The sequence below is a fragment of the Saliniramus sp. genome (assembly GCF_035311605.1).
Classification (GTDB): domain Bacteria; phylum Pseudomonadota; class Alphaproteobacteria; order Rhizobiales; family Beijerinckiaceae; genus Saliniramus.
Genome location: NZ_DATGCW010000303.1, coordinates 1 through 19,885, shown reverse-complemented (window position 1 = coordinate 19,885; position 19,885 = coordinate 1). Strand labels below are relative to the sequence as shown.

18 protein-coding genes are annotated in these 19,885 nt (G+C 64.7%); 12 read left to right on the top strand and 6 right to left on the bottom strand.

The genetic code is table 11. The features are described 5' to 3' along the window. The first annotated feature begins 15 nt into the window (after nt 1–15). From VKP01_RS13390 to VKP01_RS13380, 3 genes are all read left to right on the top strand, one after another. Nucleotides 16–1,227 (top strand): ABC transporter substrate-binding protein, encoded by a 1,212-nt coding sequence (locus tag VKP01_RS13390; RefSeq protein ID WP_324413094.1) that lies wholly within the window; start codon nt 16–18, stop codon nt 1,225–1,227. An 87-nt stretch (nt 1,228–1,314) separates the two neighbouring features. Then, complete coding sequence (locus VKP01_RS13385) at nt 1,315–2,196, top strand: branched-chain amino acid ABC transporter permease (protein ID WP_324413092.1); 882 nt, start codon at nt 1,315–1,317, stop codon at nt 2,194–2,196. A gap of 10 nt (nt 2,197–2,206) precedes the next feature. Next, a complete protein-coding gene (locus VKP01_RS13380; protein ID WP_324413090.1) occupies nt 2,207–3,202 on the top strand; it encodes a branched-chain amino acid ABC transporter permease in 996 nt (331 codons plus the stop codon). Nucleotides 3,203–3,212: 10 nt separating this feature from the next. On the opposite strand, the gene VKP01_RS13375 is transcribed toward VKP01_RS13380, so the two are convergent. Beyond that, on the bottom strand, nt 3,213–4,127 hold the full coding sequence (locus tag VKP01_RS13375; RefSeq protein ID WP_324413088.1) for a hypothetical protein: 915 nt from the start codon (nt 4,125–4,127) through the stop codon (nt 3,213–3,215). 508 nt (nt 4,128–4,635) lie between these two features. Between VKP01_RS13375 and VKP01_RS13370 the strand changes: the two genes are divergently transcribed. Further along, nucleotides 4,636–5,721, top strand: a complete 1,086-nt coding sequence (locus VKP01_RS13370) for a hypothetical protein (RefSeq protein WP_324413086.1) — start codon at nt 4,636–4,638, stop codon at nt 5,719–5,721. A 50-nt stretch (nt 5,722–5,771) separates the two neighbouring features. Here VKP01_RS13370 and VKP01_RS13365 read toward each other — a convergent pair whose 3' ends face one another. Further along, a complete protein-coding gene (locus tag VKP01_RS13365) occupies nt 5,772–7,160 on the bottom strand; it encodes a class II 3-deoxy-7-phosphoheptulonate synthase (protein WP_324413083.1) in 1,389 nt (462 codons plus the stop codon). Nucleotides 7,161–7,544: 384 nt separating this feature from the next. Here VKP01_RS13365 and topA point away from each other — a divergent pair, with 384 nt between their 5' ends. Further along, nucleotides 7,545–10,316 carry a type I DNA topoisomerase gene (gene topA / locus VKP01_RS13360; protein ID WP_324413081.1) on the top strand — a complete coding sequence of 924 codons (2,772 nt, stop codon included), beginning with the start codon at nt 7,545–7,547 and terminating at the stop codon, nt 10,314–10,316. A gap of 12 nt (nt 10,317–10,328) precedes the next feature. Here the strand turns inward: topA and VKP01_RS13355 are convergent, their stop codons facing one another. Next, complete coding sequence (locus VKP01_RS13355) at nt 10,329–11,288, bottom strand: hypothetical protein (RefSeq protein ID WP_324413079.1); 960 nt, start codon at nt 11,286–11,288, stop codon at nt 10,329–10,331. Nucleotides 11,289–11,341: 53 nt separating this feature from the next. Further along, nucleotides 11,342–12,715, bottom strand: a complete 1,374-nt coding sequence (locus VKP01_RS13350) for a nicotinate phosphoribosyltransferase (RefSeq protein ID WP_324413077.1) — start codon at nt 12,713–12,715, stop codon at nt 11,342–11,344. Between VKP01_RS13350 and VKP01_RS13345 the strand changes: the two genes are divergently transcribed. Genes VKP01_RS13345 through VKP01_RS13330 form a run of 4 tightly spaced genes read left to right on the top strand, consistent with a single transcriptional unit; the run spans nt 12,714 to nt 15,168 of the window. Continuing rightward, on the top strand, nt 12,714–12,875 hold the full coding sequence (locus VKP01_RS13345; RefSeq protein WP_324413075.1) for a hypothetical protein: 162 nt from the start codon (nt 12,714–12,716) through the stop codon (nt 12,873–12,875). The genes VKP01_RS13350 and VKP01_RS13345 overlap by 2 nt on opposite strands. Before the next feature lie 47 nt (nt 12,876–12,922). Further along, nucleotides 12,923–14,188 (top strand): divergent polysaccharide deacetylase family protein, encoded by a 1,266-nt coding sequence (locus VKP01_RS13340; protein ID WP_324413073.1) that lies wholly within the window; start codon nt 12,923–12,925, stop codon nt 14,186–14,188. Nucleotides 14,189–14,193: 5 nt separating this feature from the next. Continuing rightward, entirely contained in the window at nt 14,194–14,715 is a 522-nt protein-coding gene (locus VKP01_RS13335; protein WP_324413071.1) for an RNA pyrophosphohydrolase, read from the top strand. Nucleotides 14,716–14,772: 57 nt separating this feature from the next. Then, a complete protein-coding gene (locus VKP01_RS13330) occupies nt 14,773–15,168 on the top strand; it encodes a hypothetical protein (protein WP_324413069.1) in 396 nt (131 codons plus the stop codon). Between the two features lie 18 nt (nt 15,169–15,186). On the opposite strand, the gene VKP01_RS13325 is transcribed toward VKP01_RS13330, so the two are convergent. Together VKP01_RS13325 and VKP01_RS13320 are read right to left on the bottom strand one after the other, a co-directional pair. Then, a complete protein-coding gene (locus VKP01_RS13325) occupies nt 15,187–16,350 on the bottom strand; it encodes an aminotransferase (RefSeq protein WP_324413067.1) in 1,164 nt (387 codons plus the stop codon). Nucleotides 16,351–16,362: 12 nt separating this feature from the next. Then, nucleotides 16,363–17,577, bottom strand: coding sequence for a deoxyguanosinetriphosphate triphosphohydrolase (locus VKP01_RS13320; RefSeq protein ID WP_324413065.1), 1,215 nt, complete (start codon nt 17,575–17,577; stop codon nt 16,363–16,365). Nucleotides 17,578–17,687: 110 nt separating this feature from the next. Here VKP01_RS13320 and erpA point away from each other — a divergent pair, with 110 nt between their 5' ends. The 3 genes from erpA to VKP01_RS13305 all read left to right on the top strand — a co-directional run. Next, complete coding sequence (gene erpA / locus VKP01_RS13315) at nt 17,688–18,014, top strand: iron-sulfur cluster insertion protein ErpA (RefSeq protein ID WP_324413063.1); 327 nt, start codon at nt 17,688–17,690, stop codon at nt 18,012–18,014. A gap of 3 nt (nt 18,015–18,017) precedes the next feature. Next, entirely contained in the window at nt 18,018–18,665 is a 648-nt protein-coding gene (locus tag VKP01_RS13310) for a ribonuclease HII (protein WP_324413061.1), read from the top strand. A 135-nt stretch (nt 18,666–18,800) separates the two neighbouring features. Further along, nucleotides 18,801–19,885 (top strand): site-specific DNA-methyltransferase (locus VKP01_RS13305; RefSeq protein ID WP_324413059.1); only part of this gene is annotated, 1,085 nt, incomplete at its 3' end.

Here is a 19,885-nt window from a genome sequence, read left to right as displayed (position 1 = left end):
AACGGAGGACAAGAAATGGTTTCACGCAAACTTCTCTACGGCCTTTCGGCCATCGCCCTCATGAGCGCCACGAGCGCCCATGCCATCGACGTCAAGATCGGTGTCCTCACCGACATGTCCGGCCTCTATGCCGACCTCAGCGGACAGGGTTCCGTCTGGGCTGCAGAGCAGGCCGTGGCTGATTTCGGTGCCGAAGAAAAAGGCATGAATGTCGAGATCGTCTCGGCTGACCACCAGAACCGCCCTGATGTCGGCTCGACGGTCGTGCGCCAGTGGTTCGACGAAGATGATGTCGACGCCGTTGCCGACGTGCCGACCTCCTCGGTGGCGCTCGCGGTCAACGAATTGACCCGCGACCGCAACAAGGCGTTCCTCGTCTCCGGCGCCGCCACGGCTGCGCTGACGGGTGCGCAGTGCTCGCCGAACACGGTGCACTGGACCTATGACACCTGGTCGCTCGCCAACGGCACCGGGCGCGCCATCGTGGAAACCGGTGGTGACACCTGGTTCTTCCTGACGGCGGACTATGCCTTCGGTCATGCTCTCGAGGCAGATACGACGGCTGTCGTGGAAGAGTTCGGTGGCGAGGTTCTTGGCTCGGTCAGCCATCCGTTCCCGGGTACGGACTTCTCGTCCTTCATCCTGCAGGCGCAGGGTTCCGGTGCGCAGATCATCGGTCTCGCCAATGCCGGCGGCGACACGGTGAACGCAGTCAACACGGCTGCGGAATTCGGTATCGTCCAGGCGGGTCAGAACCTCGCGGCTCTGCTGATGTTCATCACCGACGTGCATGCGATCGGTCTTCAGAACTCCCAGGGCCTGATCTTCACGGAAGCGTGGTACTGGGATCAGAACGACGCGAACCGTGAATTTGCGGCCGAGTTCGAGACCGTATTCGGTGGCAACAAGCCGACCATGGTGCAGGCAGGCGTGTATTCTTCGGTGATCCACTACCTGAAGGCAGTCGAGCAGGTCGGTTCTGCCGAGGACGGCGCTGCCGTCGTCGCGGCGATGAAGGAAATCCCCACGGAAGACAAGCTCTTCGGTGAGGGCATGGTCCGCGAAGACGGGCGCAAGATCCACGACATGTATCTCTTCGAGGTGAAGTCGCCGGAAGAATCCACGGGTCCCTGGGATTACTATACCCAGCGCGCCGTGATCCCGGCTGATGGTGCATTCCGTCCGCTCGAAGAGGGTGGCTGCGAGTTCGTCGCTTCGGCCAACTGAGCTTCAGCATGATCTGGTTCGTGCGGGGCGGCGTGTCGTTGCCGCCCCGTACACTTTCCTGAAAAGCAGACAGGGGATATAGGACGGATGTTCGAGCTTCTCGGAATCCCGCCACAGGCCTTATACGCGCAATTGATGCTCGGTCTCGTCAATGGTGCGTTCTACGCCGTGCTGAGCCTCGGGCTCGCGGTGATCTTCGGCCTGCTGAACGTGATCAACTTCACCCACGGCGCGCAATACATGATGGGCGCCTTCGCCGGCTATATCCTGCTGACCTATTTCGGCGTCCCCTACTGGGGTGCGCTGGTTCTGGCGCCGATCATCGTCGGTGCGGTCGGTATCGTGATCGAGCGCACGATGTTGCGGCATCTGTACCATCTGGATCACCTCTACGGCCTGCTCCTGACCTTCGGTCTGGTTCTGGTGATCGAGGGGCTCTTCCGACAACAATACGGCGTGTCCGGACGGCCCTTCCCGAACCCGCTCCCTGGCGGACAGAATCTCGGCTTCATGTTCCTGCCAAACTATCGCCTGTGGGTGATCGTGGCTTCGGTCGTGGTCTGCTTCGCGACCTGGTATCTGATCGAACAGACGCGTCTGGGCTCCTATCTGCGTGCTGCCGTCGAGCGCCCGGATCTGGTGCAGGCGTTCGGTATCAACGTGCCGGTCATGGTGACGCTGACCTACGGTTTCGGTGTGGCGCTGGCCGGTTTCGCCGGTGTGCTCGCGGCGCCGATTCAGGTGGTGTCGCCCATGATGGGCATGAACATCATCATCGTGGTCTTCGCCGTCGTCGTGATCGGCGGGATGGGTTCGATCCTCGGTGCGATCATCACGGGCTATTTCCTCGGCCTCGTCGAAGGATTGACCCGCGTATTCTATCCCGAAGCGTCGAGCACCGTGATCTTCGTGATCATGGCGATCGTCCTGCTCATCCGGCCCCAGGGCCTGTTCGGCAAAGCGAAATAAGGCGCTGATCATGACTGCACAAAACAGAACCCTCATCGCCTTCATCGCCTTCATCGTGATCGCTCTCGTTGCACCGTTTTTCCTCTACCCGGTGTATCTGATGAAGATCCTGTGTTTCGCGCTGTTTGCCTGTGCCTTCAATCTGCTGCTCGGCTATGGCGGATTGCTCTCCTTCGGCCATGCCATGTTCTTCGGCGGGGCCTCGTATTTCACGGGGCATATCGCCAAGGTCTGGGGCTGGTCGCCGGAACTCGCGATCCTCGCGGGTACGGCCTGCGCCGCGCTGCTCGGCCTCGTGGCCGGCTTCATCGCCATTCGCCGGGCGGGCATCTATTTCGCCATGGTGACGCTGGCGCTGGCGCAGATGTTCTTCTTCTTCGCCCTGCAGGCGCCGTTTACCGGTGGTGAGGATGGCATCCAGGCGATCCCGCGCGGTCATCTGTTCGGGTTCATCGACCTGTACAACGACATGGCGCTGTACTACTTCGTCCTCGCCGTCTTCGTTTTCGGCTTCCTGTTCATCTACCGGGTGATCCATTCGCCCTTCGGGCAGGTGCTGAAGGCCATTCGCGAGAACGAGCCGCGCGCGATTTCGCTGGGCTACAAGACGGACAATTACAAGCTCATCACCTTCGTGATCTCCGCCACCTTCGCGGGCCTCGCCGGCGGAACCAAGGCGATCGTCTTCCAGATTTCTTCGTTGACCGACGTGATGTGGCAGATGTCGGGCGAGGTGGTGCTGATGACGCTGGTTGGCGGCATGGGCACGATCTTCGGGCCGATCGTGGGGGCACTGGTCATCGTCACGATGCAGAACTATCTCGCTGCTTTCGGTGAGTGGGTGCTGATCATCCAGGGCGTCGTCTTCGTGATCGTGGTGCTGGCGTTCCGCAAGGGCATTGTCGGTGAGTTCACCGCCTGGCTCGAGCGCCGCGAGCAACGCAAGCGGATCGCCCAGGAAGAAGCGGCGGCGCCGCGCGTGGCGACGAAGCCCGAACACGCCTGAGCGGCAGGGATTACTTGTCGTGGACCGGCGGCGGCGCGCTCACCTTCGTGGTGGGCGCGCCGTCTGCGTTCTCGCAGCGCCCGTCATCGAGAGGTGCGATGCCCGTATAGGCGAATTCCCCCAATGCCGCCTCCAGCGCGATGACCTCATGCTCGGCCCCGATCGCCTGCACCTGCGGCGCTTCGATCGCGAGCTGTTCGAGGGCATGGCGGTAATCGGTCGCGCGTTTGATCGCCTGCGCATGCACCCAGGCGATCAGGCAGCGGTTCTCCGCAATGCGTGCAGTGGCCGATCGGGCCTCGAATTCACCGAGCGTGCCTGCCTGCATCATCAGCTTCAGACGGGCCTCGTCGCTGGCCAGCACGGCCCGGGCCAGTGCGACGAAGGGGGTGATCAGCGCATCATCGGCGCTCGCATCCTCGGCGATCCGGTTGAAGAGTGGGGCGGGTGATGCCCTGCGGGACCAGCGCAGCGGGCGCAGATAGGCGCGTTCGTCGTGATGCATGACGATGCGCGGCAGGATGCGGGTGCGCGCGAGTTCCGCCAGCTGGCGCTGGAAGAACGCTTTTTCATGGGCGGGCATCAGAAAGCGCCAGGCGCGATCGCGCAATGTCCGCTCGTCATCCGTCAGCATGAACCAGGAAACCGCCTCACCGCGCGCTTCCGCCGCAACGAGGCCGGCAAAGGGCATGATCCGATCATTCCAGATGGATGGGGCGGGGCGCCCCAGATCACCGGTGCGCGCGCAGCCGGCCAGAAGAAGGGCGGCGCAGGCGAGCATGGCGAGTGCGCCGGGCCCCGGCCTTGTGTCGATACGCCCTGAAGGCTCAGACGCGACGCTTGCGCCGCCGGGGATTGCGGGCCGGGCCGGTTTCCTCATGCGTACCGCGCGGATCAGGCTCGGTCGGTTCCGTCTGGCGCTCATAGCGAATTCCGGTGAACAGCAAGATCTCCCCAAGCGGGGTGCGAGGGTCCGAGGCTCTGATCGTGCGTTTGGGGAAATCAGCCAGTCGCACGACCTTTGCGCCGCCCGGCGCAACTGCATGAACCTTCTGCACGTGTGGTCTTCCCATGACACTCACTCCCCGCTCCTGCGGCCTCGGCGTGGTGATCGACGCACCATCGAGCCGCTATGGTTAACAGTTGGTTTACGCCGTCTTGAAATACCCGCTTCCATCATTAGTCGTTACAAGAATACTACTTTCAATCGAGGCCACAGTTAAGAGAGTGCTAAGGGGTTTTCTCTATCTTTCGTTAACAGTGTGTTTTGTGAATGCTTGGTGACCCCGGTGCCTGCCTCCATGCGCGATGGATTCTCTTCGAGAAATCAACATGCCGATGCCGCTCAGCGGCCGGGCAGCGCGCGCCCGCGTCATCAGGATCTGCTGCGTCTGAGTATGCTCGCCGGTCACGCTGACGCGGGACTGGACACGATGCGGCCTGATCTGGTTCAGGTGCTGTTGCGTGTGCAGACCGATCTTTTCGCAGGCGCGCCTGCGAGGGCGCGGGGCGGATCGCTGGCCTTCGAATCCCTCGCGCTGGCGCTGATTCCGCGCGCGGAACCCGGTACCCTCCGTTATGTGGCCCGGCAGCTCGCGCAACTGCCACATACACCCGGGAGCGTTCTGCGGGCGATCGCGGCACGGGGGCAGGATCTCGGCCTCGCCCATACGCTGCCTGCCGCCGGGGGGGCTGCGTCATCTGCCGCGCCGACGGGCCCGTCGCCCGGGTTGAGGCCGGGTGGAGCGCCGCCGGCTGTTTCCACCGGGCTCGATCTCGCGCTCGCGCGTGACAGCCACGCCCTGCTCGGCGAGCGTCTGCTGCAGGATATGGTGGCGCGCGCCCGGCGTGTTCCGGATCTCGCCGAAGCGCTGCTGGCGCGCACCGACCTGCCGGCGCGGTCGCTGGCGCCGCTCTATCTGCATGCGGATCAGGCGCGCCGGGCGGCCCTGCGCAGCGCCATGGCGCAGGACGGGGGCGGGGCTTCGCACCTGCGTCTCGTACGCCCGACGCGCGAGCGCATCGCGGCGTTGCATGATGCGGCCGATATCGGCGAGAAGGCGGCTTTCGGCGCGCGCCTGGCGCAGGGCCTGGGGCTGCCGGCGGTGCCCGACTGGCGTTTCGAAAAGCCCGAACGCCATGATTGCCTGGCGCTCGCGCTGCTGGCACTGGGGGCCTCGGAAGAGGATGCGATTCGCATTTTCCTGATTTTGGACAAAGCGCTCGCCCGCGATGTCGCCACCGTGTTCGGGCTGGTCGAGATTTTCCGGCGCACGCCGCGTTCGGTGGCCTGCGCCCTGATCGAGGCGATCTACGAGATCAGCATCGCCCTGCCGCAGCGCAGTACCGCGCCTGCGGATGTCCCGCGGATCATCGATCAGGCGAGCGCGGCGGGGAGGGGGCTCGGCGCGACCGCCCGCGAGGCCCTGCGGGCGGGATCTCGCGCGGACTCACCCGCACAAGGCCGCTCGACCGGAGGGCGCGACAGCGTCCGCCGCGCCATACGCGATGGCGGCTGAGCCGGCATGGCGGCGGATCGTGCGGGACGCTTTTCGCCCCGCCCGTCAGCTCATTCCGCAGCTTCGGTCTGCGGGCGCTCCTTGCCCTGACGCTCCTGCTTGATCAGCTGCGCGGTCAGGAAAGCGATCTCCAGCGCCTGCTCGGCATTGAGGCGAGGATCGCAATAGGTGTGGTAGCGATCCGAGAGATCGGCATCGGTGAGGGCGCGGGCGCCGCCGGTGCATTCGGTCACGTTCTGCCCGGTCATTTCCAGATGGATACCGCCGGCATGCGTCCCTTCCGCCTGATGGACGGCGAAGAAGTTGCGCACTTCCTGCATCACCTGATCGAAGGGCCGCGTCTTGAAGCCGGAAGCCGCCTTGACGGTATTGCCGTGCATCGGATCGCAGGACCAGACCACGTTGCGGCCCTCGCGCTTGACCGCGCGGATCAGGGCGGGGAGGTGGTCGAAAACCTTGTCGGCGCCGAAGCGGCAGATCAGGGTCAGGCGCCCCGCTTCGTTCTTAGGATCGAGCGCATCGATCAGCTGCAAAAGCCCGTCCGGCGTCAGCGAGGGGCCGCATTTCACGCCGATCGGATTTTCGATGCCGCGCATGTATTCGACATGGGCATGATCGGGCTGGCGGGTGCGGTCACCGATCCAGAGCATGTGCCCGGATGTGGCATAATATTCGCCGGGAGTCGTGGAATCCACCCGCGTCATTGCCTCTTCATAGCCAAGAAGCAGCGCTTCGTGGCTGGTGTAGAAGTCGGTGATGCGCATTTCCTGGTGCTGCTCGGGATTGATCCCGATCGCGCGCATGAAGTCGATCGTCTGGGTGATCTGCTCGGCGAGCTCGGCATAGCGCGAGGATTGCGGGCTGTCCTTGATGAAGCCGAGCATCCAGCGATGGGCATTTTCCAGATTGGCATAGCCGCCGGTGGCGAAGGCGCGGATGAGATTCAGCGTCGCCGCAGACTGGCGATAGGCCTTGAGCTGGCGCTGCGGATCGGGATTGCGCGAGGCGTCGTCGAAATCGATGCCGTTGATGATGTCACCGCGATAGCTGGGCAGCTCGACCCCGTCGACGGTCTCCATCGGCGCCGAACGCGGCTTGGCGAACTGGCCGGCAATGCGCCCGACCTTTACCACCGGGCAGGAGCCGGCAAAGGTTAGCACGACTGCCATCTGCAGGAAAACGCGGAAGAAATCGCGGATATTATCGGCGGAGTGCTCGGCGAAGCTCTCGGCGCAATCGCCGCCCTGGAGCAGGAAGGCCTCTCCGGCAGCGACGCTCGCGAGCGCCTTCTTCAGCTTGCGCGCCTCACCGGCGAAAACCAACGGCGGAAAGCCCGAAAGCTCTTCCTCGACGACTTTGAGGGCGGCCTCGTCCTTATAGGCCGGAACCTGCTGGATCGGTTTGGTTCTCCAGCTATCGGGCGTCCAGCGTTCGTCCATTGTCTCACTCCTTGCGCGCGTCATTGCCGGGCGCGCAGCCTCGCTCAAGATGTCAACGCGCGGCTTATACACGAGAATTGGCTTGTGTGGCGACAAATCTGGAACGGTTACGACAGAATATTGCGTTAATGCCGCAAATCAGCGAACAAGCGTGCAGTTTTGCGTCACCGGCAGGCATGATCAAAAACATGGCATATCGGCGCCACGGCGCGACAACCGTATCTTTCTGCGGGGGATCGGGCGACTTCGATCCGGGTCATGCGTGTACGAAGCGATTTGACACGCGGCCCACATTCACCCACTTACACCCCAGCGGCGCCGTGCGGGGCTGGGCGCCGGACGAATCGTGATCGCCTGCATGCCCCAGGATCGGGAACGCGCTTAATGAAGGTCGTCGTCGTCGAATCTCCCGCCAAGGCCAAGACGATCAACAAGTATCTCGGCCGTGACTACGAGGTGCTCGCCTCGTTCGGCCATATCCGGGATCTGCCGGCCAAGGACGGCTCCGTCGATCCGGATGCCGATTTCTCGATGATCTGGGAGATCGATTCCCGCAGCACCAAGCACGTGGCCGAGATCGCCCGCGCCGTGAAGGGGGCCGATACGCTCATTCTCGCCACCGACCCGGATCGCGAGGGCGAGGCGATTTCCTGGCACGTGCTCGACACGCTGCAGAAGAAGCGCGCGCTCAAGGACGTCAAGGTCGAGCGCGTCACCTTCAACGCGATCACCAAGGAATCCGTGCAGAAGGCGATGGCGCAGCCGCGCCAGATCGACCAGGCGCTGGTCGATGCCTATCTCGCCCGCCGCGCGCTGGATTACCTCGTCGGCTTCACGCTCTCGCCGGTTCTGTGGCGCAAGCTCCCCGGCTCACGTTCGGCGGGACGCGTCCAATCCGTGGCACTTCGTCTCGTCTGCGACCGCGAGCGCGAGATCGAGACCTTCGTGCCGCGCGAATACTGGTCGCTCGTGGCGACACTGTCGACACAGGACGAAGCGCAGTTTGAAGCCCGCCTCGTCGGCGCGGACGGCAAGAAGATCACCCGGCTCGATATCGGCACGAGCGAGGAGGCCGAGGCCTTCAAGCGCGATCTCGACATTGCCAGTTTCAACGTCGCCAAGGTTGAGGCGAAGCCGGCGAAGCGCCATCCGCAGCCGCCCTTCACCACCTCGACACTCCAGCAGGAGGCCTCCCGCAAGCTCGGCATGGCGCCAGCCCAGACCATGCGCATCGCGCAGCGTCTGTACGAGGGAACCGAGATCGGCGGCGAGACGGTGGGTCTCATCACCTATATGCGAACCGACGGTGTGGACATGGATCCGAGCGCCGTTCAGGGTGCGCGCCGGGTGATCGGGCGTGAATACGGCGAGGCCTATGTGCCGGGCGTGCCGCGCAAGTACGCCACCAAGGCGAAAAACGCGCAGGAGGCCCACGAGGCGGTGCGCCCCACCGATCTCGCTCGCCTGCCTGGTCAGGTCGCGCGTTATCTCGATGCCGAACAGACCCGGCTCTACGAGCTGATCTGGAAGCGCACGATCGCCAGCCAGATGGAATCCGCAGAGCTGGAGCGCACCACGGTCGATATCGCGGCCAAGGTCGGCCCGCGCGTGCTCGATCTGCGCGCCACCGGCCAGGTGGTGAAGTTCGACGGCTTTCTCACGCTTTATCAGGAGGGCCGTGACGACGAGGAGGACGAGGACGCAAAGCGCCTGCCGCCAATGTCCGCCGACGACCCCCTGAGCCGCAAACGCATCGCAGCAAACCAGCATTTCACCGAGCCGCCCCCGCGCTATTCCGAGGCGAGCCTCGTCAAGCGCATGGAGGAGCTCGGCATCGGGCGCCCCTCGACCTATGCCTCCGTGCTGCAGGTGCTCAAGGATCGTGAATATGTCGCGATCGAGAAGAAGCGCCTCGTTGCGCAGGACAAGGGACGCATCGTCACCGCCTTCCTCGAAGCCTTCTTCAAGCGCTATGTGGAATACGATTTCACCGCCGACCTCGAAGCCCAGCTCGACCGGATCTCCAATCACGAGATCGACTGGAAGCAGGTGCTGCGCGATTTCTGGCAGGATTTCTCGGCGGCCGTGGGCGAGACCAAGGATCTGCGCACGACGCAGGTGCTCGACGCGCTCAACGATTATCTCGGCCCCCACATCTTCCCGCCGCGCGAAGACGGCGGCAATCCGCGCGCCTGCCCCTCCTGTGCCGACGGCATTCTCTCGCTGAAGATCGGGCGCTACGGCTCGTTCATCGGCTGCTCGAATTACCCCGAATGCCGCTATACCCGCCAGCTCTCGGCGCCGGCTGACGGTGATGGCGAAGGCGGGCAGCCCGGAACGCGGATTCTGGGCACTGATCCGCAGAGCGGGCTTGAGGTCAGCGTCCGCGACGGGCGCTTCGGCCCCTTCGCCCAGCTAGGTGAGCAACAGGAGGGTGGCGAGAAGCCCAAACGCTCCTCCATTCCCAAGGGTACCTCGCCGGGCGATGTGGATCTGGAGATGGCGCTCGGCCTGCTCTCGCTGCCGCGCGAAGTGGCGAAACATCCCGAGACCGGCGAGCCGATCATGGCCGGAATCGGGCGCTACGGCCCATACGTGCAGCATCAGCGCACCTATGCCAATATCGGGCGCGACGACGAAATCCTGTCGATCGGCGCCAACCGCGCCATTGATCTGATCGTCACCAAGGAGACTCAGGGCCCCGGCCGACGCGGCGGCGGCGATCCGGGGCGTGAGCTTGGCAAGGATCCCGAGAGCGACAAGCCCATCGTGGTGAAAGCGGGCCGCTACGGCCCCTATGTCACCGATGGCAAGACCAACGCGACGCTGCCCAAGGGGCTCGAAGCCGAGGGCATTGATCTCGAAAAGGCGATCGAGCTGATCCGCGCCAAGCAAGCCAGCAAGGGTGGCGCGAAAGGCGGCAAGGCGGGCACCAAGAAGGCTACGAAGAAGGCCGCGACCAGCAAGGCGTCTGCGGGTAAGGCGTCAGAGGCCAAGGAAAAGAAGCCGGCTGCGAAAAAGCCCGCTGCCAAGAGCACGACGGCGTCGAAGACGACGAAAGCCAAATCCACGACATCGAAATCGACCGCATCTAAATCGACGAGGGCGAAGGCAGCATCAAAGAGCGCCGAGGCCGGAAGCGGCGAGGGCGCCTGAGGCGCTTCCCCCTCAATCCAGCGCGCCGAGAAACCCGTCGAAGACCCGCGCGTAACGCTCCGGGTCTTCGATATAGCTCAGAAGATGATCGCCGCTGCTGCGCAGGAGGAAGGTCATGCCCTGGCGGCGGATGACGATCCTGTCGGTGATCGAAACCGGCACCACGGTGTCGCCCGTGCCATGGGCGATGAAGAGCGGCCCGTCGAAACCCACGATCTCGGCGCGCACGTCCGCCTGCGAGAGATCGACCGGACCCTCGAGCCTGAACATCGCCATCGCCACTTCGGTCACCAGATGCGGGAACACTGCGCCGGCCCGGCCTCCGATGAAGGCGAGGATGGCGCGAAAATCGAGAGCGGGCGCATCCAGTGCGATGCCGGCCACGTGTTCGGCTTGCACTGAGCGGCGCAGGAACTGCCCGACGATCGCGCCGCCCATGGAGTCGCCGACGAGAACAACCCGCTCGTAGCCACGCGCGCGCATGGCGATGACGGCGCTCTCCAGATCCCGCCATTCGGTGAGGCCGAAAGCGTAATGGCCGTCCGGCGATGCCGGCGCGGCTTCATCGTTGCGATAGCTGATCAGGGCCGTGGAAATTCCCGCGCCGTGCAGCAGCTCAAGATGGCGATACCCGTCCTCACGCCCGCCGGCGACGCCGTGGATATAGATCGCGACCAGATCGCTCTCGGCGCGTCCCCCCGGCACATACCACGTCTTGGCGGGGCCGAGCTCGCCATCGATGGAGACGGTCTCGAAGGGCAGGCCGAACGCTTCCCGCGGGTCGCCGCGATAGCCCAGTTCCCGCGGATCGACCGGGCGGGTCTCGGGCATGAGCTGTTCTGCGAGCGGCCCGACGCGCAGGGTGTCGCTCGCCCCGCGATGCATGACCAGTCCGGCAAAGAGGAAATAGGCAATGACCAGCCCCAGACTCACGAAGCCGCAGGCGAGGATGATGCGTGTCCGCTTCTTCATATTGCCGCCCCCGCCGTTCAACCCACGGTCAAGTAAGGCGGCTCGGCGCCGTTTCAATCGCTGTCGGCGCGCAGAATTCGCTCGGTCTCGGAGCTGAAAGCGCGCAATTGCCGCGAAATGGTGACCGGGTAGGGCGGGTCGGCCCTGGCGATGGCGCGGACGGGATCGGGCAGGGTGGCGATGCTCTGGGAAGCATGCCTGCGAATGGTGTCGAGGGGCTCCGGCGGCGCGACTCGCTTGCCGTCGCGCATCACCTCCGCGAGCAGCGGCAAACCGTCGGCGCATTCGTCGGCTTGCGTGATGCGATCGCCCTGCGCGACGCCGTCTTCCAACCGGCGAAAGACCTGTTTGGGGCCGGGCAGCGTCTGCTTGCCGGATGAGAGCTTCATCACCCCGCGCCCCTCATAGGCGACGAGTTTGTAGACGATGTCGAGGGCCGGCGCGTCTTCGCTGACGCTCATCGCCGTGCCGACGCCGAAAGCATCAATCGGCGCGCCGGCCTCGACCAGGGCTGAGATTTTTTCCTCGTCGAGCCCGCCGCTGGCGAAGATCTGGGTGTCGTGCATGCCGGCCTTGTCGAGCAGGCGGCGGCTTTCGCGTGCGAGGGAATCGAGATCGCCGGAATCGAGGCGGATACCGGCAAGGCGGGTCTCGGGGCCCGTTTCCCGCGCACAGGCGATGGCGCGGGCCACGCCGCGCGGCGTGTCGTAGGTATCCACCAGCAGCACCGTCTCGGGATAGCTGCTCAGGAAGGCGGTGAAGGCCTCGCGCTCCTGCGCGAAAGCCTGGATGAAACTGTGGGCCATGGTGCCGATGGTCTCGATGCCGTAACGCCTGCCCGCCGCGAGATTGGAGGTCGCGTTGATGCCGGCCAGGCTGAAGGCGCGTGCACCCTTGATCGCCGCCTCGCAGCCATGGGCGCGGCGCGAGCCGAAATCGACGACGCGTCGTCCATTGGCCGCCAGCACCATGCGCGCTGCCTTCGAGGCGAGAATCGTCTGCAACTGGATCTGGTTGAGCACCATCGCCTCGACCCATTGCGCCTCGATGATCGGCGCGGTGACTTCGATGAAGGGTTCATTGTGGAAAACCGGCGTGCCCTCCGTCACGGCGCGGACGCTACCCGTGAAGCGCAGGCGTGAGAGTTCTTCGAGAAAAGCGTCGTCGAACTTGCCGAGGTCGGCGAGATAATCGATCTCGGGGCTGGTGAATTGCAGATTTTCGAGCGCAGCGAGCACGTCGTCAAGGCCGGCTGCGAGTAAGAAATTGCGCTTTTCCGGAAGTTTTCGCGAGAACAGGCTGAAGGTCGCCTCGCCGCGCATGCCGGCATCGCGATAGGCGCGCATCATGGTAAGCGCGTAGAGATCGGCGAAGAGCGCGCTGGCATGGGGCGTTCGGGTTGCGTCTGTCGGAGGATTCGGGCTCATGGTCGTGCAGACTCCCGATTTGTCAGGCAGGTCGCGAAACACCGTGGTTGCGGATCAACGCCGCATCCCGGCTTTTCGTTCGGGATTCAACCGGATTGTCCTGGTCTTCGCCCTCGACCTTGCGGGCGAATTGCTGAAAAGTAGTGCGCGTTACAACTGATTCGCGTTGGCCGGAAAGGTGGCGCGGAGAAGGAGGCTTGCGAGAGCATGGCCGCAGCGGATGATCTGACGAAGCCGCTTGCCGGCGCGCGCCGTTCTGGCGGCGGGCGCGGCGCAGCGTCGCGCGTGCCTTGGGCTGGCATCCTCGGCTCGTTGCTGGCTGTGGCGGTCGGCGGTGTGGGCCTTTTCCTGCTGATGACAGACGATCCGCTCGGCGGCGAACCGCACGCTTTGGTGCCGATCGAGACCGGAATCGCCGATGCGACGCGTGATTTTGCCGATGAACCGACGGGCGGTGCCCGGATCGCCGAGGTTCCGCGCGACCGGCCGGGCAATCCCGGTGTCGTTGAGGACAGTTCCAGCGGCGTGACCGTGGTGCGGCCCGACGGTGCCGGTGGCGGACAGTCGATCATCATTTCGATCCCCGAGGAAGCGCGTGACATCCGCAGCCGCGCCGATCAGACGCGGCAATCGCCGCGCGAGGCGTCCGAACCCGTCGGCGCTCTCGACCCGGCTCCTGATCAGCGACTTGTCGAGCAAAGCCGTTACGGAGCATTGCCGCGCGTCGGTGATGACGGTGCCCGCCCGGTCGAGGTGTATTCCCGCCCCATGCCGCCGGGCAGCGCCGGTGCGCCGGCGCGCGTTGCCATTCTGGTGACCGGGCTCGGCATCAGCCAGTCCGTGACAGGCGATGCGATCACACGGCTGCCGCCGGATGTTTCCCTCGCCTTCGCGCCTTATGGCGGCGATCTCGATCGCCTCGTCGCGCGGGCACGCAATGCCGGGCACGAGGTGATGCTGCAGGTGCCGATGCAGCCCTTCGATTATCCCCAGAACGATCCCGGCCCGCATACGCTCACGGTCGAGGCGGGGGAAGAGGCCAATCTCGAGAACCTGCACTGGGTGATGGGGCGCTTCACAGGCTATACCGGTATCGTGAATTTCATGGGCGGACGCTTCACCGCCCAGCGTGAGGCCTTGGAGCCGATCATCGCCGATCTCGCGCAGCGCGGCCTCGGCATCGTCGATGACGGCGCCTCGTCGCGTGCACAGATCGACGCGCTGGCACGGGCCGCCGATGTGCCGGTGGCGCGCGCCGACATCCTGCTCGATGTGGTGGCGCAACAGGAGGCGATCGATGATATGCTCCGTGCGCTGGAGGAACAGGCGCGCGAGCGCGGTTTTGCCATGGCGACGGCATCGGCCTTGCCGATCACGATTGCGCGGATCGAGGCCTGGGCGCGTGGCGCAGCCGGGCGCGGTATCACGCTGGTGCCGGTTTCCGCAGCATTTTCCGAGGAAGTGGGAGGCTAGAACCCGTGGATGTGAAGAACGTCGATCCGGCGCAGGACCCGGCCTATCGTCCGTGTGTCGGTGTCGCGCTGTTCAATCCGGCGGGACATGTCTTCGTCGGGCGGCGCTTTGCGTCCGCCGGGCCCGAGCATGTTGATCAGACCTATGCATGGCAGATGCCGCAGGGCGGTATCGATCCCGGCGAAGACCCGCTCACCGCCGCGCGGCGCGAATTGTTCGAGGAGACCAACGCGTCCAGCGTCTCGCTTCTGGGCGAGGCGCCGCACTGGCTCGCTTACGATTTGCCGGGCGATGTCGCGGGGCGCGCCTGGCGCGGGCGCTATCGCGGGCAGACGCAGAAATGGTTCGCCTTCCGGTTCGAGGGCAGCGATGACGAGATCGATATCGCGAGCCCGGCCGGCCACAAGCCGGAATTCGACGAATGGCGTTGGGAGAAGCTCGCCGCCACGCCGGGGCTGATCATCCCGTTCAAGCGTGGCGTCTACGAGGAAATCGTGCGGCTCTTCGCGCCCTATGCCGCCGATTGACAGGCTGCCACGGCTGGCTTCCTATATGAAGAAGCCAAGTCGGGACGGGGAGCGGGCATGTTGAAGATCACGGGGGATATTCGCGATGAGCTGCGCGCCGGTATCGGGGTCTTCGCCCTGACCTTCGTGCTTTTCGCCGCCATCACGAGCTTCGTGATCGGGCCGTCGGGGATCTGGGCTGCGCTGACGATCGCGATCGCGGTGACGCTGTTCTGCCTGTTCCCGATCATCCTGGAATTGTTGCTGACCTCGCCTGTCAGAGTGCTGCACTTTCTCGGCCGCGCTCTTGTTGTGGCGGCCTTCGCCTTGATCGGCGTGGCGGCGGGCACCTTCCTGATTACGCGGCTTGAGGGCGTCGACCCTGCTGGCGCGGCGACCTTTGTCCCGGCATTGTTTGCGGTCCTGATGGGCTATGCCGGCTGGCACATGCGGGTGCTCGGTCTCGATTACTGAGCGGTTTCAGGCGCCGCGTTACAGGCCGGCCAGCCGCGCATCGAGCGCCGCGACCTGTGCCGCTTCCACATTGGCGAAGGCGACGCGCAGGAAATCCTCCTGATCCGGTCCGAAATACGATCCCGGCAACGCCAGCACGCCGCGTTCGCGGGCGAGCCGCTCGGCTACGGTGGCGGCCAGCATCCCGGTCCAGGGGTGGCGCAGATAGGCGAAATAGGCGCCGATCGATTCCACCTTCCAGCCCGGATGGCGCGCGATCACATCAGTGAAGATACCGGCGCGCGTGAGGATGTCTGCGCGGTTCTCCGCCCGCCATTGCCGCAGGTTGGGGATCGCCCAGGCCAGTGCGATCTGCCCGGTGCGCGCGGGGCAGATCTGCAGATTGTCGAGGATCTTGACGATCCCCTCCATCGCCTGCGGGCCCGCGATCATGGCGCCGAGGCGATGTCCCGGAACGGCATAGGATTTCGAGAAGGAATACAGCGCGATGAGATTGTCGCCCCAATCGGGCGCATCGAACAGCGCGTGCGGCGCGCCGTCACCAGCGAGAAAATCGCGGTAGGTCTCGTCCAGAATAAGCCAGAGGCCTTCCTCACGCGCGAGTGTGGCGAAGGCGGCGAGGATCTCGGGCGGGTAGATGGCGCCGGTCGGATTGTTGGGCGTGACCAGCGCGATGGCGCGGGTGCGGGGTGTGATCAGCCCGCGGGCATCCGCGGGATCGGGCACGAAGTCGTTCTCCGCCCGCGCGGGCAGGGCGCGCGGCGTGATACCGAGCATGGCGAGCGTGGTCTGATGATTGAAGTACCAGGGCGTGGGCAGGATCACTTCGTCTCCCGCCTGCGCCGTGAGCATGGCCGCGACGGCGAAGGCCTCGTTGCAGCCCGCCGTGATCGCGACCTGGCCGGCATCGATCGCTGCCCCGTATTGATTTGCGGTTTCCACCGCATAGGCCTCGCGCAGGGCGAGATCGCCTTCGATCATGCCGTAGCGCGCCGCATCGGCGCTACCGGCTGCGCGGGCGAGTCGTTCGCGCAGATCCGCATGGGGCGGTGAGCCGGGCACGGCCTGGGAGAGATTGATCAGCGGCCCGTGAGCGCCGTCATAGGCCCGTGCCCAGCTCTGAGCCTCGGGGATCGGCGGCAGGGAGAGGCTGTCGATGAGCGGGTTCAGCGGTGCACGCAAGCGGGGCTCCTTTCAGCCGATGCGCAGTTCCGGCGTATCGCCGCCGATGCCGCGATGCGCCGCGAGGGCGTAATTATCCGTCATCCCGGCAATGTAATCCGCCACGCGCAGGGCCTGCAGCGGGGAATCCGCCGCCTTGAGACCGGCGCCCCATTCATCGGGCATGCCCTGCGGATCAGCCATGAAATGCGCAAACAGCTCGCGCACGATCCGGTCAGCCTGGCGTCTCACGGTGATCACCTTCCGGTGGCGATACATGTTCGGATAGAGGTAGTTCTTGATAGCGCGATCCGCCTCGCGCAGCGCGGGTGAAAACGCCACGACGGGATGGGCGGCGGCGCGGATCGCATCGGCATCGGCGGGCGCCAGCGCGGCGATGCGCCGCTCGCTCTCAGCCACCACATCCTCGACCATGCGCGTGATCACCCGGCGGGTGAGCTCATGGATGCGTCGGGCCGTCTCCAGACCCGGCCAGCGCTCATCGATATCGTCGAGCAGGCCGGCAATGAAGGGGATGGCGCGCAGATCCCCGAGCGTGAACAGGCCTGCGCGCAGGCCGTCATCGATGTCATGGGCATTGTAGGCGATGTCATCCGCCAGCGCCGCCACCTGCGCCTCGCCGGAAGCGTGAGTAGCAAGGCGCAGATCGAAGAGCGCGTCGAATGCGAGAATGGCGCCGGGCACGCCGTGTTCGCGATAGCGCGGCGTCGGCTCGCCGGCATCGTCGAGAAGCGGTCCGTTATGCTTGACCAGCCCCTCCAGCGTCTCCCAGGTGAGGTTGAGCCCGTCATAGGCGGCATAGCGCCGCTCCAGCTGCGTCACCACGCGAAGCGCCTGGGCATTGTGGTCGAAGCCGCCATAGGGGGCCATGCAGTCCTGCAACGCGTCCTCGCCGGTATGGCCGAAGGGCGTGTGGCCGAGATCATGGGAGAGCGCGAGCGCTTCGGCGAGATCCTCGTCCAGCCCCAGCGAGCGCGCCAGCGCGCGGGCGATCTGGCTCACCTCGATCGTATGCGTGAGGCGCGTGCGGTAATGGTCGCCTTCGTGGAAGACGAAGACCTGGGTCTTGTGCTTGAGGCGGCGAAAGGCCGAGGAATGGATGATACGGTCGCGATCGCGCTGGAAATCGCTGCGGGTGGGGGAGGCGTCCTCCATCACCAGCCGCCCGCGTGTCCGCGCCGGATCGCAGGCATAATCGGCCCGCCATCTTTCTCCGAATGCGCGCATGCGCCCTCTCTCCCATTGCGGCCCCGCCCACAGGTCCTTACATTTCATGGTGAGGCATTTGCAAGCCGCGTGATCCGAGCGTCGCGCGGCATCTGACGGATCGGGATGGCATGAACACGATCACACTCTCCGAAAGCGCAGCAAAGCGCATCAACCAGATCATGGCAAAGGAGGCGGCGGGGTCGAAGCTGCGCATCAGCGTGAATGGGGGCGGCTGCTCCGGATTTGAATACGCTTTCGATATCGACACGCAGGTTCAGGACGATGATCTGGTGATCGAGCGCGACGGCGCCGCCGTTCTCGTCGATGAAATCTCCGCGCAATATATGGAGGGCTCGGTGATCGATTTCGTCGACGACCTGATCGGCCAGAGCTTCCAGATCAAGAATCCGCTGGCGACCTCCTCCTGCGGCTGTGGCACCTCCTTCTCGATCTGAGACATGGCCCCGAAACTGCGCATCGTGCTCGATGGCTCGCAGGAGCGCGACCGCGATCCTTGTGCCTGCTTTGCCGGAATCGACGAGGTGGGGCGCGGGCCGCTGGCGGGGCCGGTAACCGTGGCCGCTGTCGTTCTCGACAAGCAGAACATTCCGCAGGGTCTGTGTGATTCGAAGTTGCTCCCGACCGTGCGGCGCGAAGAGCTGTTTGCGCAGATCATGGCAACGGCTCAGGTCGGTATCGCCTGCGCCGGTCCGGAGGAGATCGACCGGCTCAATATTCGTGGCGCGACGCTCAAAGCGATGCGCCGCGCGCTGGCCGCGCTGCCCTGCATTCCCGATCACGCGCTGATCGACGGGCGGGACGTGCCGCCGGGACTTGCGATTCGTGCGAATGCGGTTGTGAAGGGCGATTCGGCTTATGCCTGCATCGCCGCCGCATCGATCGTCGCCAAGGTGATTCGTGACCGGTCCATGCGATTCGCCGCATTGCACTATCCTGAATATGGCTTCGATCACAACGTGGGGTACCCGACACAGGAGCATCTGACTGCCCTGGATCGTTTCGGCCCGTGCCCGATCCACAGAATGAGTTTCGCACCCTTGCGATCATGGTTGATGAAGGGTGAAGAAGATCCGCTCCTGACCTGAAATTTCCCTTGGAAATCAATAACCCGGCAAAAATTGCAGCCCCAAAGCGGGACGCATTTTCAATATCCCGGCAACACGATCTTTACCCTATCCGGCAATGATCCTCCTCGTAGTTCGAGTGAATGGTGCATGCCCATGGGTACCTCGCGTACCGGGGCTGCCGTCGCAACCGCCCGGAAACAAGTCTCGCGTACCGGGCGGGTCGCGGCGGCGCCTCGGATGGGGACCAAGCTCCCCGTCAATGAAATCCTGATCGGCGATTGCATCGCCGCCCTGGAGAAGCTCCCTGCGGAGAGCGTGGATCTGGTCTTCGCCGATCCACCCTACAATCTTCAGCTCGAGGGCGCCCTGATGCGCCCCGACCATAGCCGCGTCGATGCCGTGGACGATGCCTGGGACCAGTTCGCCAGCTTCTCGGCCTATGACGCCTTCACCCGCGCCTGGCTTCTCGCCGTGCGTCGCGTCATGAAAAAGAACGCGACCCTGTGGGTGATCGGCTCGTATCACAACATCTTCCGCGTCGGCACGGCGCTGCAGGATCTGGATTTCTGGATCCTCAACGATGTCGTCTGGCGCAAGACCAATCCGATGCCCAATTTCCGCGGCAAGCGCTTCACCAATGCGCATGAGACGCTGATCTGGGCCAGCCGCAGCCCCGATGCGAAGGGCTATACCTTCCACTATGACGCGATGAAGGCGGCCAATGAGGATGTGCAGATGCGCTCCGACTGGCTGTTTCCGATCTGCACGGGAGAGGAGCGGCTGAAGGATGAGGAGGGTCGCAAGGTCCATCCTACACAAAAGCCGGAAGCGCTGCTCGCGCGTATCATGCTCGCGAGTTCGAATGCTGGAGACGTGGTGCTCGATCCCTTCTTCGGCTCCGGAACGACCGGGGCCGTGGCAAAGATGCTCGGGCGCAACTTCATCGGCTGCGAGCGCGATCTCACCTATGCCGATGCCGCGCGCGCGCGGATCGCGGCGGTCGAGCCGGTTGATCCGGAAGCGTTGAAAGCCGCGCCGGAGAAGCGTTCCGAGCCGCGTATCCCGTTCCTCTCCGTGGTCGAGGGGGGCATGCTCCGGCCGGGCGAGGTGCTCACCGATTTGCGCGGGCGCCATCAAGCCATGATCCGCGCCGATGGCCGGTTGTCGCTCGGTCCGGCTATCGGTTCGATCCACAAGATCGGTGCTTTGGCGCAGGGGCTGCCGGCCTGTAACGGCTG